Below are 16,217 nucleotides of genomic sequence, written 5' to 3'. Positions count from 1 at the left end.
GCTGTCTCCGCGGCGACCGATCAGCGTTCGACCTCGCGATTCCAGCGCTTGGTCCACTCCTCGCGCTTCTCGTTGATGACGGTCCAGTCCGGATTGTAGAGCTTGGCCGCGCGCTCGCCGATCGGCGCCATCTTGCCGAGCTCGGGCGGGATCACCAGCGATTTCAGCACCGGGCCGTAGCCGTAATCCTTCAGCATCACGAGCTGGGTTTTCGGATCGAGCAGCATCTTGACGAAGCTCGCAGCGAGCGGCGAAGCATTGGGCTTGTTGATCGGACACGCCGTGGTCAGCAGCGTCGCTGCGCCTTCCTTGGGATAGACGAAGTCGACAGGGAAGCCGGTATTGGCGAAGCTCTGCACGCGGCCGGTGCCCCACACCGCGATCACGGCCTGGCCGGACTGGAACAGCTCGGTCATCTTGCCCGGCGACGGCTCATAGGCCAGCACGTTCGGATTGATCTGCTCCTTGAAGATCTTGAAGCCGGACTCGACGTTGGTCTCGCCGCCGCCGTTCATCTTCGACAGCATCACCAGCGCTTCGAGGCCATAGGTGTTGTTGATCGGCGGGATCACGAGCTGTTTTGCGTATTTCGTGTCCTTCAGATCGTTCCACGAGGTCGGCGGCGCCCAGCCTTTCTCCTTGAACACCTTGGTGTTGTACATCAGGCCGGTAGCGACGATGCCGATCGCGACGGCGCGATCGTCCTTGAAGCGCGCGGTGTCGTAGAGATCGGCGGGCAGGCCGTCGAGCTTGCCGCAGAAGCCGAGCTGGATGGCCTGGTACATCGGGCCGTCGTCGACGATGGCAACGTCGATCTGCTGGTTGCCCTTCTGGGCCTGGAGCTTGGCCAGCGTGTCGGTGGAGTTGCCAGCGACGTATTCGACCTTGACGCCGTTCTCCTTCTCGAAGGCCGGGATCACCTCGTCGCGGATGGTCTTCTCGAACGAGCCGCCATAGCCGGCGACGTAGAGCGTCTTTTGCTGGGCCGAGGCGGCCGAGGGAGCGGCAATGAGCGCTGCGATGCTGACCGCGGTCAGAAGGCGAAAAGTCTTCATGTGGACCGATCTCCAATACCGGAATGAGGTGACGTGCCGACGAGTCTCGCTTGGCTGAAGCGCGTTGCCGCATTCCCTTCCGCGCGAATCCCTCTCCGATCAGGGCTCCGGCCCCCATTCGGTGGGTTTTGGCGCGATCTGGAGGTTTGAACCCCTCCAATCTGCCGAAAAAGCGGGCTGTCTCCAGTCCTGATGAAAAAGATCGCAGACCCAAGCTTCCATCGTCCAATGAATAATGGCACCCTCTGCATGCCGAAATGTTATGGATGGGACTGGGGATGGCGCGGATCAATTCGCGGCAGGTGGAGGCCTTCCGCGCGACGATGCTGACTGGCAGCGTGACCGAGGCGGCGGCGCTGATGAAGGTGACGCAGCCGGCCGTCAGCCGCTTGCTGCGCGACCTCCAGGCCCTGCTCAAAATGGAGCTGTTCGAGCGGCGCGGCACCGGTCTGGTGCCGACCGCCGCGGCGATGGCGCTCTACACCGAGGTCGAGCGTTCCTTCGTCGGCCTTGAACGCATCACGGCGGCGGCGGAAGAAATCCGCGGACGCCGCACGGGCTCGCTACGCATCGCAGCACTGCCGGCGCTGTCGAACGGCTATCTGCCGCGGCTCACCGGTCACTTCCTGAAGGAGCGGCCCAACCTCAACCTGGCCTTCTTCGGTGTCATCTCGCCGATCGTGGTCGACTGGGTGCTGAACAATCAATGTGACGTCGGCTTTGCCGAGGTGCCGATCGCGCATTCCGGTCTGCCGAGCCAGAGACTGCCGGCGCCAGCGCGCGTCGCAGTGCTGCCGACCGGTCATCGCCTCGCGGAGAAGGAAGTGCTGGAGCCGCGCGATTTCGAGGGCGAGACCTTCATCTCGCTGTCGGCGGGATCCTCGAGCCGGCATCTCGTCGACCAGGTCTTCCACCGCCACGATGTCCGCCGCGTGCTGCGCGTCGAGACCACGCTGTCGGAGATCATGTGCGGCATGGTGTCGTCGGGCCTTGGCGTCGCGATCTGCGATCCCTTCACGGCGCAGGAATTTGCAACGCGCGGCGTCGTCGTGCGCCGCTTCCTGCCGCGCATCGACTTCGAATTCTCCGCGGTCTTTCCGGCGCAGCGCAGTCCATCACCGGTGGCGCTGGACCTGGTCGAGACCATGCGCAAGGCGCTGGTGGAGTTCGAGGATTAGGGCTTCGGTTCGAACAGTGCAGCTCCATGCTCGCTGCCACCTCTCCCGCAAGCGGGAGAGGGAGCGCACCGTCTTCGTGGCGCCAGTAGCGCTCAACCACTGAACGCCGCCTGCGCCTCCGGCAGATCCCAGATCTTGCCGATCGCGGCGGTGCCCGCCGCAATGATCGCAGCTTCATCCGCGCCGAGATAGCGCCCCTCATCGACCAGGACCCGGCCGTCGACCATGACCTGATCGATATTGGCGCGGTTGGCGAGTGCGATCAGCGCGCGGCGCGGGTCGAACAGCGGCTGCAGATGCGGATGGGTGAGATCGACGATAGTGAGATCGGCGGTCGCGCCCGGCTCGATGCGGCCGAGATCGGGCCGCTTGATGACGTCGGCGGCGACCCTCGTGTTCGCCTCGATCAGCTCGGGTGAGTTCGCGACGTCAGGGCGCGCCGAAATGATCTTGGAGATCAGCGACGCCGCATTGAGCTCGCCGAGCAGGTCCATGTTGTAGCCGTCGGTGCCGACCACGGTGCGCACGCCGTGCGCGGCGAAGCGGCTGAACGGCGCGGTGATGCCGGCACGCGCGAACACGCGCGGGCAGTTCAAGACGGTCATGCCGCGCGCGGCCATCAGCCTGAGATCGTCGTCGCTCGAGAACATGCAATGCGCCGCCATCAGATCGGGCGCGAGCAGGCCGAGCCAATCGAGATATTGCGCCGGGGTGCGGCCGCCATAGCGCTTGGCGATGGTCTCGACCTCGGCGCGGCTCTGCGCCATGTGCGTCGTGATGGGAACGCCGAGCTCGCGCGCCCGGCTGGCGCAGGCCTTCAGCAGATCGGGGCCGCAGGTGTCGGTCGCATGCGGGCTCATGGCGAGCTTGATGCGGCCGTCGCCGCGACTATTCCAGCGCTGATAGAGCGCGTCCCACGTCGCCATATCAGCAGCGCCGTCATCGCCGGAATATTGGACCACACCGTCAGGCCCGGCCTTGGCGTCGGAGGTCGAGAACAGATAGGGCGCTCCGTAGAAGCGGATGCCCATCTCCTCCGCCGCGTCGAACATCTCGGGGATCGAGTTGCGGAACGGCTCCATCACCGTGGTGGCGCCGCCCTTGAGCAGCTGGAGGATGCCGAGCCGCGCCACCGCAAGCCGCTCTTCTGCGGAGAGGATATCGGCGCCGCGCTTGGTCAGCGGCAGCAGCACCGTGTAGACGATGCTCTGGTTGTTCTTGCGGCCGTTGCCGTCCTCGGTGTGGCTGCGCGCCACTGCTTCCGAGAAGCAATGATTGTGCAGGTTGAGCAGGCCCGGCAGGACGAAGCGGCCTGGGCGATCATAGACCTGATCGGCGCGCGGCTTGTCGCGCGTGATCGCTGCAATCTTCTTGCCTTGGACGAGAACCCAGTGGTCGCGCAAGACATCCTGCGCGCCGTCTTTGCGTGACAGCACATAGCTGCCGAAGATTGCTGTGGTGCTCATGCGGGGCGCACGTTCCAGAACACGGCGGTGCCGTCGAGAATGCCGGTGATGGCCTTGCGATAGGCCGTCGGCTGCTTGTAGAGGCCGATCGGAATATAGGGGATTTCCTCGAACGCCACCCTCTGGACTTCGCGGCAGATGCGCTGCTGTTCGGCGAGCTCGGAGGCCGCCAGCCACTGGCTGCGCAACTCGCCCATCTTCGTGCTCGCGTACCAGCCGGCGACCTTGCCTTCACCGCGGATGTTGGTGTTGCCGGCCGGGTTGAGCCAGTCGATGCCCTGCCAGTTGCCGACCGCGGCGCTCCAGCCGCCCTGCGGAAGCGGATCCTTCTTCAGCTGGCGCTGCAGCACCACGGCGAAATCGAGGCCGGCATATTCGACGTTCATGCCGGCCTTGCGCAACGAGTCCACCGCGATCTCGCCAAGCGGCTTTTGCGCCAGCGAATTGGTGGGGACCAGCAGCACGATCTTCTCGCCGTTATAGCCGGCGGCCTTGAGGTCAGCCTTGACCTTGGCGTAGTCGCGCGGGCCGCGGAACACGTCGAGGCCGACCTCATTTGCCATCGGGGTGCCGGGTGCGAAATAGCCGACCGGCGAGACCTGGAACGCCGGATCGGTGCCGGCGACAGCGGTCATGAACGCGGACTGATCGATCGCACCCAGGAGCGCGCGGCGGATGGCGGGATTGTCGAACGGCGGCTGCAGGTGGTTGAGGCGCAGCATGCAGGCGTAGCCTCTGGGATCGAGGATGCGCGTCTCGATATCGCCGGCCGCCTTGATCACTGGCAAGAGATCGTGCGGCGTGGTCTCCTGCCAGTCCTGCTCGCCGGTCTGCAGCGCGGCGACGCCGGTGCCGGCATCGGGCGTAGTGGTCCAGACCACGCGATCGTAGTGCACGATCTTCGGCCCCGCGGTCCAATCCGGCTTGCCGTCGGTGCGCGGCTGGTAGCGCTCGAATTTGGCATAGGCGTTGCGCGCGCCCTGTACGCGCTCGTCGGCGAGATAGCGGAACGGGCCGCTGCCAATGACATCGGTGAGCGGCTTGAACGGATCCTGGCTCGCCAGCCGCTCCGGCATCATGAAGCAAGCGTTGATCGCGGCCTTGCCGAGCGCCTGCGGCAGCAGCGGAAAAGGACGCTTCAGACGAAAGCGGATGGTGCGGTCGTCGGCAGCGGTGAGCTCGGCGGTCGCCTCCATCAGCTCGCCGCCAAAGCCGTCGCGCGCGGCCCAGCGGCGGATGCTGGCGACGCAATCGCGCGCCAGCACGCGTTCGCCGTCGTGCCAGAACAGACCATCACGAAGCGTGAGGTCCCACTGCAGCTGGTCGGCGGAGATGGCCTGGCCCGACAGCATCTGCGGCGAGACCTGGAGCGAGGAGCTCATGCCGTACAGCGTATCGTAAACCATGAAGCCGTGGTTTCGCGACACCTGTGCCGTCGAATAGATGGGATCGACGAAGGCGAGATCGATGACGGGAATGAAGCGCAGCGTGGATTGCGATTCAGCGCGGACGATGCCCGGCAGCGACAGCGCCGGCAGCGCCGCGCCGGCCTTGAGGAGCGAACGGCGGGAGATGGACATCAGCGGTGACCGGCTTCGTGGCGCAGGAAGTTTTCCGCGATGTTCTCGCCGGTGGTGATCCAGACATCCGGGCACGACTTTGCGTAGCTCAGGAACTCGCGCAGCAGACGCAGCCGCATCGGGCGGCCCGCTGCATTGCGGATGCAGCACGGTCGTCACCATCGCGCCCCAGTCGCGGACTTCGTCCAGCTCGTCCTTCCACATCGAGAGCACGTGCTCCTTCGGGAAAATCGAGCGCGGACTGAAGCGCGCGGACAGGCCGTGCATCCAGTCGTCATAGCTCGCGGTGACCGGCAGCTCGATCGTGCCGGGCCTGCCGTCGGCGAGACGATGGCGATAGGGCCTGACGTCGTCGCGGAACGAGGACGTATAGACGATACCGTGCCGCACCAGCGCGACGCGCAGTTCCTCCGTGAACTCGCCATAGGGCGCGCGATAGCCGGTCGGCTTGACGCCGAGCCGGCGCTTCAAAGCCTCGAAACCGCGCTCCAGCTCCTCCTCGATCCAGGGATCGCCGGGATCCGGCAGCAGATGGTGATAGCCGTGATGTCCGATCTCGTGACCGGCCTTCAAGATGGATTCCGCCATCGCCGGATGCGCGTCGACCGACCACCCCGTGACGAAGAACGTCGCCTTGAGATCGAGCTGGCCGAGCAGCTCCAGCAGCTTCGGCGTGCCGACGCGCGCCTCGTAGCCGCCATAGCTCATGGTGATGAGCCGCTGCGCATGCGCCGCGTCCTTGCTGGTCCAGGCACTCTCGGCGTCCACGTCGAACGACAGGAACATCGCGGATGTGTACGGCTTCGGCCAGGGATATTCGGGCGCGGGATCCGCGGTGTTGGCCGGAACGAGCGGAATGCTCTGGAGTGCCTTACTGTCCAGCATTGATGGTCGCCTTCTCGATTGCGTTGTCGCTCAATTTCCACTTCGCCAGCAGCGTCTTGTAGGTGCCGTCCGCGATCAGTGCGTCGACGGCTTCCAGCATTGCCTGCTGCAATGCCTTCTCCTTCACCGGCAGAGCAATGCCGGTGAATTGCTGTGCGATGGGCTCGCCCACGGTCGCATAGGTGTTGGGCTCGAGGTCCATGATGTAGGGCAGCGTCTCGTTGCCCTGGGCAGCGGCATCGATGCGGCCTTGCCTCAGCTGGGTGCGCGCGTCGGCCGAGCCGTCGGTGCCGACGACCTGGATCGGATTGCTGCCGCAGTTCTTCTCGCTCCACGCGGTGATCTGGGCCGGGAACATCGTGCGGCGGCTGGAGCCGACCTTCTTGCCGCACAGTGACGTCGCACCCTTGAATTCCGGCTTGCGCGACGCCTGCACGAAGAACTGCGGGCCGCTGCGCAAATAATCGACGAAGGTCGCGACCTCGTGCCGGCTCGCATAGTCGGTGAAGCCGGACAGGATGGCATCCACCCGCCCGGTCGAGATCGAGGGCATGAACTCGGCAAAACTGGTCTCGGTCCATTCGATCTTGACGCCGAGCTTGCGGCCGATGGCTTCACCGAGATCGACGTCGAAGCCGGAGAGCGCGTTGGTGGCGGGATCGCGGAACTCCATCGGCGGATAATTCGGCACGACCGCCACTTTGATGCTGCCGCGCTTTGCGATTTCAGGCGGCAATTCGGCCGCCATTGCCGACGCGCTCATGACGCCCAGGAACGCCGCCGCAAGCAAAAGTCTCTTCATCACATACCCCCAATGTCAGATCACTGCCGATAGAAATGCCTTGGTGCGCTCCTCGCGCGGCGCGCCCAACACGTCGGAGGCGCGGCCCTGCTCGACGATCGCGCCCTGATCCATGTAGACGACGCGGTCGGCGACCTCGCGGGCGAAGCCGAGCTCGTGCGTCACCACCATCATGGACATGCCGCTTCGCGCCAGTTCCTTCATCACCGCGAGCACCTCGCCGACGAGCTCGGGATCGAGCGCGCTGGTGGGCTCGTCGAACAGCATCAGCATCGGCTTCATGGCGAGCGCCCGCGCGATCGCGACACGCTGCTGCTGGCCGCCGGAGAGCTGCGCCGGATAGGAATCCGCCTTGGCCGCCAGCCCGACGCGACGAAGCAGTTCGATCGCCTCGGCGCGCACCTCGTCCGGCTTGCGCCCCTGAACCTGGATCGGACCTTCCGTGATGTTCTCCAGCGCGGTCTTGTGCGGAAACAGGTTGAAGCGCTGGAACACCATGCCGGTCTTGAGCCGCTGCCGCCCGATCTCGCGCTCGCTGAGGCGATGGAGTTTTCCGCCTTGCTCGCGCACGCCGAGCAGCTCGCCGTCGAGCCAGATGCCCCCGGCATCGATCGTGGCAAGCTGATTGATGCAGCGGAGCAGCGTCGTCTTGCCGGAGCCGGAGGCGCCGATCAGGCACATCACCTCGCCGGGCCAGACGTCGAGCGAGACGTTGTTGAGAGCCTGAAACTCTCCAAAGTTCTTGGCTACGGAGCGGATCGCGACGAGCGGTTTTGTCATCGCGCCAGCCGCAATGTGCCGCGCGCAAAGCGGCGTTCGAGCAACATCTGGAGCGGGGTCAGGATCGAAACCGCGAGCAGGTACCAGAGCCCGGCGACGATCAGGAGCTCGATGACGCGGGAGTTGGCGTAGTAGATGTTCTCGGCATTGTGCAGCAGCTCCGGATACTGGATCACGCTGGCGAGCGAGGTCGCCTTCACCATGCCGATGAACTCGTTGCCGAGCGGCGGGATCACCACGCGCATCGCCTGCGGCAGCACGATCCGGCGCAGCGCGCGCAGCCGTCCCATGCCGATGGCCTGCGCCGCCTCATATTGCCCGATATCGACCGACAGCATGCCGGCGCGCATGACTTCGGAGGTGTAGGCGCCCTGGTTGATGCCGAGCCCGAGCAGCGCGGCAAGGAACGGCGTCATGACGTCGACGGCGCGCGCGGACCACAGGCCGGGGATACCGATGGTCGGGAACACCAGCGCGAGGTTGAACCACAGCAGCAGCTGCAGGATCAGTGGCGTTCCGCGGAACAGCCAGGTGTAGCCGGCGGCGACCGACTTCAGCACCGGATTGGGCGACAGCCGCATGATCGCGACGACGATGCCGAGGAAGATGCCGAGCATCATCGCCAGCACCGCCATTACCATGGTGTTGACGATGCCTTCGAGGATGACCTTTGCGGTCAGGAAGCGGCTGACATAGGACCATTCGATCTGGCCGTTCGCAAAGGCGCGCGCGATCGCCGCCAGCACGAGGACGATCAGGGCCGCGCTGATCCAGCGAAACCAGTGCGGTTCGCGCGCGATCCGCATGCCCGACAGATCGGGAAATCCTTGCGCGAGTGCCGGCGCCTGCTTCATTGCGGCGCCGCGTTCAGCATGGGCTGGGCGACTGCATTGGTCCCCAAGCCCCATTTGTCGAGAATGGCCTTGTACGAGCCGTCAGCGATCATCGCCGCGAGCTTCTCCGTCACGACCTCGCGCAAGACCGCATCGTCCTTGCGGAACATGATGCCCTGATAGCCCCTGGCAAAGGGCTCGCCGACGATGCGATACTTGCCGGGCTCCTGTTGCTGCGCATAAGGCAACGTCTCGCTGCCCTGCACGGCGGCGTCGATGCGGCCCTGCTTGAGCTGGTTGCGGACGTCGATGGAATTCTCGCCCGGAACGTACTGGATCGCGGGCTTGCCGGCCGGCTCGCAATTTTGCTTGCTCCACTTCTCGATCTCGACCGGGAAGCTGGTGCTGCGGGTGGTGCCGACCTTTTTGCCGCAGAGATCGGGGGCGTCCTTGGCCGCGCTCTCCGCCATCACGAAGAACTGCGGGCCGGTTGCGAGGTAATCGACGAAGTCGGCGGTCTCGCGCCGCGAGGCACGATCGGAGATGCCGGAAATAATGAAGTCGGCTCGCTTGGTCTGGAGCGAGGGGATCAACTCGGCGAACGGCGTCTCGCTCCAGACGATCTTGAGGTCGCCAAGCCGCTTGGCGAGCTCTTTCGCCAGATCGATGTCGAGCCCGACCAGCTCGTTGGTTGCGGGATCGCGATATTCCATCGGCGCGTAGGTGGAGTTGACTGTCAGCTTCAGCGTGCCGGCCTGCTTGATCTCCGCCGGGAGCTCGGCGCCTCGCGCCGACGTCACCGCGGCCAGCGCCGCGCAGGCAAGCAAATACGAGAGGCGTGTCATGTCAGCTCCTTTTGCCAACGCCGCGACCGGCCGTTGGTCAATCTGCGTCGAGAACGGCCGGCTCGATGATGCCGGCACGCTCGGTGATCACCCTGTATTGCTCGGGCCGCCGATGGGCGGCGAAGTTGAACATCTTGTCCTTGCCCTGGCGGCAGAGGTCGAGATCGATGTCGGCGACGATCACCTCGTCGGCCAGCGTCTGCGCCTGCGCGACGATGCGGCCGTTGGGATCGACGATGCAGGAGCCGCCGATCAGGCCGGAGCCGTCCTCCTCGCCCGCCTTCGCCACCGAAATCGCCCAGGTCGCGTTCATGTAGGCGTTGGCCTGCGTCACCAGCGTCGAGTGGAAGGTGCGCAAGGCTCCGTCTTCGGTCGTGCCGCCGTTGGGATCGTAGGCCGCCGAATTGTAGCCGATGCAGACGAGCTCGACGCCTTGCAGACCGAGCACGCGCCAGGATTCCGGCCAGCGACGATCATTGCAGATCATCATGCCCATGATGGCATGGGCCCAGGACGAGCCGGCGCGGAAGGCGGGAAAGCCGAGGTCGCCATATTCGAAGTAGCGCTTCTCGAGTTGCTGGTAGCGCGCGCCCGGACGCGGCTCGACCGAGCCCGGCAGATGCACCTTGCGATAGCGGCCGAGAACCTCGCCGTCGCGATCGACCAGGATGGCGCAATTGTAGCGCCGCCCCTCCGCCGTCAGCTCGGCATAGCCGACGTAAAAGCCGACGCGGAGCGCACGTGCGCGATCGAACAGCTTCGCCACCGCGGGGTTCGGCATGCTGCGCTCGAAATACCGGTCGAGGGCCTCGCCTTCGAGCAGCCAGCGCGGGAAGAAGGTGGTGAAGGCGAGCTCCGGAAACACCACGAGGCTCGCACCCCGACCGGCCGCCTCCTCCAGCATGTCGAGCATCCGCGACAACGTATGCTCGCGCGTATCGGCTTTTTGCGTCGGCCCCATCTGAGCCGCGGCGGCGCGAAGGACACGAACCAAGTTTGCCTCCAATCTGTGCGCGTTGCCGCCTCAATGGGCGAACGAACCCTTTGATGCGACGCGCAAATCCGCTGCCATTACGGGCAAGCGCTGCTGCAAAATCAATTCGCGTTGCTATGATGTTTTGGCCCTGACTATAATCGGCAGTGATATGAACCTGCGTCAGCTCGAGATCCTTCGCGCCGTGATCCGCCACCGCACCACGGTGGCGGCGGCGGACGAGCTGGCGCTGTCGCAGCCGGCGGTCAGCAACGCGCTGAAGACGATGGAGGCGCAGGCGGGCTTTGCGCTGTTCGAGCGCGTCAACAACCGGCTGTTTCCAACCGCCGAAGCGATGGCGCTCTACAAGGAGAGCGAGGCGATCTTTGCGCTGCACGCCAAGCTCGAGAACCGCATGCGCGATTTGCGCGAGAACCGCGCCGGGCATCTCGCCATCGTGGCGACGCCGCCGCTCGCCTACAGCATCATTCCGTCCGCGCTGTCGGGCTTCCTGCGCCGCCGCCCGGAGACGCGGGTGTTCTTCGACGTACGGCGCTATGAGGGCATCATCGAGGGTGTGCTGAGCCGCGTCGCCGAGCTCGGCTTCGCGCTCGGCCTCACGCATCATCCCGGCATCGCGCATGAGGTGGTGCACACCGGCGAGATGGTCTGCGTGCTGCCGCCACAGCATCCGCTCGCGGAACGACCGGTGATCTCGGCCGCTGATCTCTCCGGCCTGCCCTTCATCGGGCTCGAACGCGGCACGCGGCTGGGCGAAGCCGTGCGCGACAGCTTTGCCCGTGCCGGTGCGCCGTTCCGGCCGACGGTCGAGGTGCGCTACTGCAACACGGCCTGCGTGCTGGCCGCCGCCGGCGTCGGCGCGGCGGTGGTCGATCCCTTCTCGCCGCGGCAGAACGGCGGCAGCGGCCTCGTCGTCCGTCCGTTCACGCCGACGACGCAGGCGGTCGCCTATATGCTATGGTCTGAAGCCGAGCCGCTGTCGCGTCTGGCCAAGGCCTTTCTCAACGAGATCCGCAAGGAGAGCGCTCTGCTCGAGCGCGCAGCGCCGCACCAGCAACATGGGGCAGAAAGCGGCTGAGCTTCGCAACCTTTTGAGCGGGAGGCCCATGGCACGCATCACCATCATCGAGACCGGAGAGGTGCCGCAAAAATACCGCGAGCGCCACGGTTCATTTCCGGACATGTTCGCGCGCATGATCCGCGCCGAGGAGCCGGCCGCGACGATCGAGGTCGTCAGCATCCCCAACGGCGATGCACTTCCCGATCCGAGCAAGCTCGAGGCCGTCCTGATCACCGGCGCGGCGGCCGGGGTCTATGACGGGCTCGACTGGATCGCGCCGCTGGAAGATTTCGTGCGGACGGCTTACGCCAACAAGACACCGATGGTCGGTGTCTGCTTCGGCCACCAGCTGATCGCGCAGGCGCTCGGCGGCACCGTGCGCAAATCGGAGCATGGCTGGGGCATCGGCCGGCATGTCTATCAGGTGCTGCCGGAGAACGGCCTCATCGACGGTGAAGCGGTTGCGGTCGCCGCCTCGCATCAGGACCAGGTGATCGAGCCGCCAAGCGATGCGCTGACGATCCTCTCCTCCGAGTTCACCCCGCATGCCGGCCTGCTCTATGCCAATGGCGCGACGCTGACAGTGCAGCCGCATCCGGAATTCGATGTCGGGTTCGCGCAAGTGTGCTGCGATCTGCGCGACGGCAAGGCACCTGATGAAGTCGTCGCCACCGCGAGGGCGTCGCTGGCGGAGCCGATGGATAATGCGAAGCTCGGCGGGGCGATTACAAGATTCCTGACGAAACGGTGAGTTCACCTCGCCCCGCTTGCGGGGAGAGGTCGGATTGCGCGCGGCGATGCGAAGCATCGTCTGCGCAATCCGGGTGAGGGGGACTCTCCGCGAGTCCGTCTGCCATCGAGTTTGCTGAGACAGCCCCTCACCCCACCCCTCTCCCCGTAAGAACGAGGAGAGGGAGAGGAAGCGGTTCAGAACGGATCGCTTCCCAATCCCGGCACATCGGCCGGTCGCGGGCCCGGCGCCGCCCAGTGAAACCGGCGATCCTTCTCCGCAAGGGCGATGTCGTTGATCGAGGCCTCGCGCCGCTTCATCAGGCCGTGCTCGTCGAACTCCCATTGCTCGTTGCCGTAGGAGCGGTACCACTGGCCGCTTGCATCGTGCCATTCGTACTGGAAGCGCACCGCGATCCGGTTGCCGTCGAAGGCCCAGAGGTCCTTGATCAGGCGGTAATCCTGCTCCTTCTCCCATTTGCGGGTGAGGAAGGCGACGATGGCCTCGCGGCCCTGAAACACTTCCGAACGGTTGCGCCAGCGGCTGTCCTCGGTATAGGCGAGCGAGACGCGCACCGGATCGCGTGAATTCCAGGCGTCCTCGGCCATGCGGGCCTTTTGCGCGGCGGTCTCGCGGGTGAAGGGTGGAAGTGGCGGGCGCGACATGATGGCCTCATCGGTTGATCGGGACCGCGAATGTATCGTCGCAATCAGCGGAGTCGATAGGCCATCCACTATCGAGCGATCACGAAACCAGATCGGCCTTCATCAATTGGCGGATCGATTTCGGGATCGGCTGGGCGCGGCCGCCGCTGATGAAGGCAACGCGGACCTCGGCTTTCACCAGCACGTCATCACCGCGCCGCACCTCCTGCGCCAGCATGATGGATGCCCCCTTCACCGCGACCGGCCAGGTCACGACGTCGAGCACGTCGTCCATTCGCGCGGGCTTCAGGAAGTCCAGATGCATCGAGCGCACCACGAAGGCGAAGCCGGCGCCGTCCGTCTCGGCCTGCTCGAACAGCACCTGCTGCTCGGCGCCCATCAGCCTGAGATGATTGGTGCGTCCGCGCTCCATGTAGCGCAGGTAATTGGCATGATAGACGATGCCGGAAAAATCCGTGTCCTCGTAATAGACGCGGACCTGCATGTGGTGGCGGCCGTCGCGGATCTCGCCGTCGAGATGAGCTGTCACGTCGCGAGCCTCTTCACTGGTCGGTAACCGGCTCGTTGTGCGCAAAAACAGCCGGACGCGCAAGCGTGTTAGGACACAACCAGCCCTGACCTTCCCAGCGTCACCTCGACGATCTCGGGCGGCACGCCGAAGCGGAGCGGCATGATGCTGCAACCGAGGCCGCCGGAGACGATGAGATCGCATTTCAGACGGAAATGGCCATAGGCGAGCCGCAGGCCGTTCCTGGGCGCGACGGCCGGCGACCAGCCGAGCAGGCGGACCTGGCCGCCATGAGTATGGCCGGACAGTTGCAGTGCGACGCGCGCAGGCACGAGCGGTGCGATATTGGGCTCGTGCGCGAGCAGGATGACCGGTGCATCGTCGGTGATCTTGGCCAGCGTGGCGTTGAGATCGTCGGCACCGAAGTGCGCCATGCTCCGGAAGCGCCGCGCCGGCAGGAAGGCGAGCTGATCGCCGAGGCCGGCAAGCCAGAACGGACGTCCGTCCTTGGTGAGGCGGACGGCATCATTCTCGTAGACGGGGATGCCGGCCGCCTCCAGCGCCCGATGCGCGATGGTCGGCCCTTGCCCTGCCCGCTGCACTGTTCTGTCATCCCAATAATCGTGGTTGCCCATCACGGCATGGACGCCGAGGGGCGCCTTCAGGCGCGCCAGCACCCTCGCCCATTCGCTCGACGGAATGAAGCGCGTGACATGGTGAAGGCCGGCGACATAGTCGCCGAGCAGCACAATGAGATCGGCGTTGAGCGCGTTGGTCCGGTCGACGATGCCCTCGATGCGCTCCAGCGACATCCAGGGATCGCAGGCATGGATGTCGGCGATGGCGGCAATCTTCAGCGGAAAATCCGCCGGCCACTGCCGCGGCGTGGGATGATAGCGCGTGACGCGGAGGCGCAGCACCGGCTCGACACCGACGCCGTAGGCGGCGGTCGAGACGCCGAGGGCGGACAGACCGCCGATGGAACGGATGAGATGACGGCGCGTGATCATGGAAGCCCGATGGTGATGCGGCGTCTTGATGATATCCGATTGGAGCGGAATTGGGGTGCGTTCGTGCAGATCGTCTGCACGAGATTAACGGAAATTCATCATAGGCGGAACGGCGAGCGGTTCAGCAGATCACTCGTCGCTGTCATCCGTGCCGAACAGGCCGAACTGCGCCGCCGCATCGCGCGTGGGCTCGGCGAGGCCGAGATGGCGGAAGGCGTGCGAGGTCAGCAGGCGGCCGCGCGGGGTGCGCTGGAGATAGCCGCACTGGATCAGATAAGGCTCGATGATGTCCTCGATGGCATCGCGCGGCTCGGAAAGCGCTGCGGCCATGGTCTCGACGCCGACCGGGCCGCCGCCGTAGTTCGTCGCAATGGTCGAGAGATAGCGGCGATCCATGGCGTCGAGGCCGGCGGCGTCGACCTCGAGCGCGCTCAGCGCGTGGTCGGCAATCTTGCGGTCGATCTTGTCGGCATCGGCCGCGGAGGCGAAATCGCGCACGCGGCGGAGCAGGCGGCCGGCGATGCGCGGGGTGCCGCGGGCGCGGCGCGCGATCTCGTTGGCGCCGTCCGCGCTCATGCCGACGTTGAGCACGCGCGCGCCGCGGCTGACGATGCTCTCCAACTCCTCGATCGTGTAGAAGTTGAGCCGGACCGGAATGCCAAAGCGGTCGCGCAAGGGATTGGTGAGAAGGCCGGCGCGCGTGGTGGCGCCGACCAGGGTGAATTTCGACAGCTCGATCTTCACCGAGCGCGCCGCCGGTCCTTCGCCGATGATGAGGTCGAGCTGAAAATCCTCCATCGCGGGATAGAGCACCTCTTCCACCGCGGGGCTGAGGCGATGGATCTCGTCGATGAAGAGCACGTCGCGCTCTTCGAGATTGGTCAGCAGCGCAGCGAGGTCGCCGGCCTTGGCAATGACAGGCCCCGAGGTGGCGCGGAAGCCGACGCCGAGCTCCTTTGCGACGATCTGCGCCAGCGTAGTCTTGCCGAGGCCGGGCGGGCCGACGAACAGCACGTGATCCAGCGCCTCGCCACGCTTGCGCGCCGCTTCGATGAAGATCGAGAGATTCTTGCGCGCCTGCTGCTGGCCGACGAAGTCGGACAGCGATTGCGGCCTCAGCGCGGTGTCGCCGACATCGTCGCTGCGCCGCTCGGGCGAGACCATGCGGCTGGCCTTGGGGTCGCTCACTTCGCGAGCTCCTTCAGGCCAAGGCGAATGAGCTGCGCCGTCTCGGCGCCCTCACCCGCACTGCGCGAGGCCGAGGCAATCGCGGCGGCGGCCTGCGGCTGGCCGTAGCCGAGATTGACCAGGGCGGAGATCGCATCCGCGACGGGGCGCGGCGCGCGCTGGTCGTCTACGGCGCCGGCAAGATGCACGACGGCGGGATCGACACTGGCGAAGGCCGGCGCCTTGTCCTTCAATTCGGTGACGATCCGCTCGGCGACCTTGGGGCCGACGCCCGGCGTGCGCGCCACCGCGGCCTTGTCGCGCAGCGCAATCGCATTGGCGAGATCGGCTGGCGACAGCGTGCCGAGCACGGCCAGCGCGACCTTGGCGCCGACGCCCTGCACGGTCTGGAGCAGGCGAAACCATTCGCGCTCCTGATCGGTGCGGAAGCCGAACAGCTTGATCTGGTCCTCGCGGACATAAGTCTCGATCGACAGCACGGCGGCCTCGCCCGGCGAAGGCAGATGCTGCAGGGTGCGCGAGGAGCAATGTACCTGATAGCCGACGCCGCCGACGTCGAGGATGACGAAATCCTCGCCGTAGGAATCGATCAAGCCCTTGAGCTTGCCGATCATATCAAGACCTCATTCGCGGCAGAG

At 65.6% G+C, this 16,217-nt stretch carries 16 protein-coding genes and 1 pseudogene; 3 read left to right on the top strand and 14 right to left on the bottom strand.

Annotation, left to right across the window (positions count from 1 at the left end):
- Positions 1-20 precede the first annotated feature (20 nt).
- Positions 21-1,055, bottom strand: a complete 1,035-nt coding sequence (locus ABIA40_RS36090; RefSeq protein WP_271542899.1) for an ABC transporter substrate-binding protein — start codon at positions 1,053-1,055, stop codon at positions 21-23.
- A 278-nt stretch (positions 1,056-1,333) separates the two neighbouring features.
- Between ABIA40_RS36090 and ABIA40_RS36085 the strand changes: the two genes are divergently transcribed.
- Positions 1,334-2,233, top strand: coding sequence for a LysR substrate-binding domain-containing protein (locus ABIA40_RS36085; protein ID WP_128264216.1), 900 nt, complete (start codon positions 1,334-1,336; stop codon positions 2,231-2,233).
- A gap of 92 nt (positions 2,234-2,325) precedes the next feature.
- On the opposite strand, the gene ABIA40_RS36080 is transcribed toward ABIA40_RS36085, so the two are convergent.
- From ABIA40_RS36080 to ABIA40_RS36045, 8 genes and pseudogenes are all read right to left on the bottom strand, one after another.
- The gene (locus ABIA40_RS36080; RefSeq protein ID WP_271542898.1) at positions 2,326-3,699 is read right to left on the bottom strand and encodes an amidohydrolase family protein; all 1,374 of its coding nucleotides are present in this window, start codon (positions 3,697-3,699) and stop codon (positions 2,326-2,328) included.
- Entirely contained in the window at positions 3,696-5,279 is a 1,584-nt protein-coding gene (locus ABIA40_RS36075; protein WP_404545966.1) for an ABC transporter substrate-binding protein, read from the bottom strand. Before ABIA40_RS36075 ends, ABIA40_RS36080 begins: the two co-directional genes overlap by 4 nt.
- Positions 5,279-6,164: pseudogene (locus ABIA40_RS36070) on the bottom strand (polysaccharide deacetylase). Before ABIA40_RS36070 ends, ABIA40_RS36075 begins: the two are co-directional and overlap by 1 nt.
- Positions 6,151-6,966 (bottom strand): ABC transporter substrate-binding protein, encoded by an 816-nt coding sequence (locus ABIA40_RS36065; RefSeq protein WP_404545964.1) that lies wholly within the window; start codon positions 6,964-6,966, stop codon positions 6,151-6,153. The pseudogene ABIA40_RS36070 and the gene ABIA40_RS36065 overlap by 14 nt, the downstream one beginning before the upstream one ends.
- Before the next feature lie 15 nt (positions 6,967-6,981).
- Entirely contained in the window at positions 6,982-7,746 is a 765-nt protein-coding gene (locus ABIA40_RS36060) for an amino acid ABC transporter ATP-binding protein (RefSeq protein ID WP_271542895.1), read from the bottom strand.
- Positions 7,743-8,600 (bottom strand): amino acid ABC transporter permease, encoded by an 858-nt coding sequence (locus ABIA40_RS36055; RefSeq protein ID WP_036021759.1) that lies wholly within the window; start codon positions 8,598-8,600, stop codon positions 7,743-7,745. The genes ABIA40_RS36060 and ABIA40_RS36055 overlap by 4 nt, the downstream gene beginning before the upstream one ends.
- Positions 8,597-9,424, bottom strand: coding sequence for an ABC transporter substrate-binding protein (locus ABIA40_RS36050; protein WP_271542894.1), 828 nt, complete (start codon positions 9,422-9,424; stop codon positions 8,597-8,599). Before ABIA40_RS36050 ends, ABIA40_RS36055 begins: the two co-directional genes overlap by 4 nt.
- 37 nt (positions 9,425-9,461) lie before the next feature.
- On the bottom strand, positions 9,462-10,418 hold the full coding sequence (locus ABIA40_RS36045; protein WP_271542893.1) for an N-carbamoyl-D-amino-acid hydrolase: 957 nt from the start codon (positions 10,416-10,418) through the stop codon (positions 9,462-9,464).
- A gap of 151 nt (positions 10,419-10,569) precedes the next feature.
- On the opposite strand from ABIA40_RS36045, the gene ABIA40_RS36040 reads away from it, so the two are divergent.
- Together ABIA40_RS36040 and ABIA40_RS36035 are read left to right on the top strand one after the other, a co-directional pair.
- A complete protein-coding gene (locus tag ABIA40_RS36040) occupies positions 10,570-11,496 on the top strand; it encodes a LysR family transcriptional regulator (RefSeq protein WP_404545963.1) in 927 nt (308 codons plus the stop codon).
- 28 nt (positions 11,497-11,524) lie between these two features.
- A complete protein-coding gene (locus ABIA40_RS36035; RefSeq protein ID WP_157283761.1) occupies positions 11,525-12,229 on the top strand; it encodes a type 1 glutamine amidotransferase in 705 nt (234 codons plus the stop codon).
- Between the two features lie 176 nt (positions 12,230-12,405).
- On the opposite strand, the gene ABIA40_RS36030 is transcribed toward ABIA40_RS36035, so the two are convergent.
- From ABIA40_RS36030 to ruvA, 5 genes are all read right to left on the bottom strand, one after another.
- The gene (locus ABIA40_RS36030; RefSeq protein WP_271542890.1) at positions 12,406-12,873 is read right to left on the bottom strand and encodes a nuclear transport factor 2 family protein; all 468 of its coding nucleotides are present in this window, start codon (positions 12,871-12,873) and stop codon (positions 12,406-12,408) included.
- A gap of 79 nt (positions 12,874-12,952) precedes the next feature.
- The gene (gene ybgC / locus ABIA40_RS36025) at positions 12,953-13,402 is read right to left on the bottom strand and encodes a tol-pal system-associated acyl-CoA thioesterase (protein ID WP_156447009.1); all 450 of its coding nucleotides are present in this window, start codon (positions 13,400-13,402) and stop codon (positions 12,953-12,955) included.
- 68 nt (positions 13,403-13,470) lie between these two features.
- Positions 13,471-14,391 (bottom strand): metallophosphoesterase, encoded by a 921-nt coding sequence (locus ABIA40_RS36020; RefSeq protein WP_404545960.1) that lies wholly within the window; start codon positions 14,389-14,391, stop codon positions 13,471-13,473.
- 129 nt (positions 14,392-14,520) lie between these two features.
- The gene (gene ruvB, locus ABIA40_RS36015; RefSeq protein ID WP_275511021.1) at positions 14,521-15,555 is read right to left on the bottom strand and encodes a Holliday junction branch migration DNA helicase RuvB; all 1,035 of its coding nucleotides are present in this window, start codon (positions 15,553-15,555) and stop codon (positions 14,521-14,523) included.
- A gap of 20 nt (positions 15,556-15,575) precedes the next feature.
- On the bottom strand, positions 15,576-16,193 hold the full coding sequence (gene ruvA / locus ABIA40_RS36010; protein WP_271542887.1) for a Holliday junction branch migration protein RuvA: 618 nt from the start codon (positions 16,191-16,193) through the stop codon (positions 15,576-15,578).
- Between the last annotated feature and the right edge of the window lie 24 nt (positions 16,194-16,217).

It is taken from the genome of Bradyrhizobium sp. USDA 223, from assembly GCF_044909005.1.
GTDB lineage: Bacteria > Pseudomonadota > Alphaproteobacteria > Rhizobiales > Xanthobacteraceae > Bradyrhizobium > Bradyrhizobium yuanmingense.
The sequence above is the reverse complement of the archived record's forward strand: the minus strand, read 5'-3'. Positions and strand labels throughout refer to the sequence as shown.

Excerpts from the sequence above, each read along its gene's own strand:
- ABIA40_RS36090 (WP_271542899.1), bottom strand. The coding sequence starts at position 1,055 with ATGAAGACTTTTCGCCTTCTGACCGCGGTCAGCATCGCAGCGCTCATT.
- ABIA40_RS36085 (WP_128264216.1), top strand. The coding sequence starts at position 1,334 with ATGGCGCGGATCAATTCGCGGCAGGTGGAGGCCTTCCGCGCGACGATG.
- ABIA40_RS36080 (WP_271542898.1), bottom strand. The coding sequence starts at position 3,699 with ATGAGCACCACAGCAATCTTCGGCAGCTATGTGCTGTCACGCAAAGAC.
- ABIA40_RS36075 (WP_404545966.1), bottom strand. The coding sequence starts at position 5,279 with ATGTCCATCTCCCGCCGTTCGCTCCTCAAGGCCGGCGCGGCGCTGCCG.
- ABIA40_RS36065 (WP_404545964.1), bottom strand. The coding sequence starts at position 6,966 with ATGAAGAGACTTTTGCTTGCGGCGGCGTTCCTGGGCGTCATGAGCGCG.
- ABIA40_RS36060 (WP_271542895.1), bottom strand. The coding sequence starts at position 7,746 with ATGACAAAACCGCTCGTCGCGATCCGCTCCGTAGCCAAGAACTTTGGA.
- ABIA40_RS36055 (WP_036021759.1), bottom strand. The coding sequence starts at position 8,600 with ATGAAGCAGGCGCCGGCACTCGCGCAAGGATTTCCCGATCTGTCGGGC.
- ABIA40_RS36050 (WP_271542894.1), bottom strand. The coding sequence starts at position 9,424 with ATGACACGCCTCTCGTATTTGCTTGCCTGCGCGGCGCTGGCCGCGGTG.
- ABIA40_RS36040 (WP_404545963.1), top strand. The coding sequence starts at position 10,570 with ATGAACCTGCGTCAGCTCGAGATCCTTCGCGCCGTGATCCGCCACCGC.
- ABIA40_RS36035 (WP_157283761.1), top strand. The coding sequence starts at position 11,525 with ATGGCACGCATCACCATCATCGAGACCGGAGAGGTGCCGCAAAAATAC.
- ABIA40_RS36030 (WP_271542890.1), bottom strand. The coding sequence starts at position 12,873 with ATGTCGCGCCCGCCACTTCCACCCTTCACCCGCGAGACCGCCGCGCAA.
- ABIA40_RS36020 (WP_404545960.1), bottom strand. The coding sequence starts at position 14,391 with ATGATCACGCGCCGTCATCTCATCCGTTCCATCGGCGGTCTGTCCGCC.
- ruvB (WP_275511021.1), bottom strand. The coding sequence starts at position 15,555 with ATGGTCTCGCCCGAGCGGCGCAGCGACGATGTCGGCGACACCGCGCTG.
- ruvA (WP_271542887.1), bottom strand. The coding sequence starts at position 16,193 with ATGATCGGCAAGCTCAAGGGCTTGATCGATTCCTACGGCGAGGATTTC.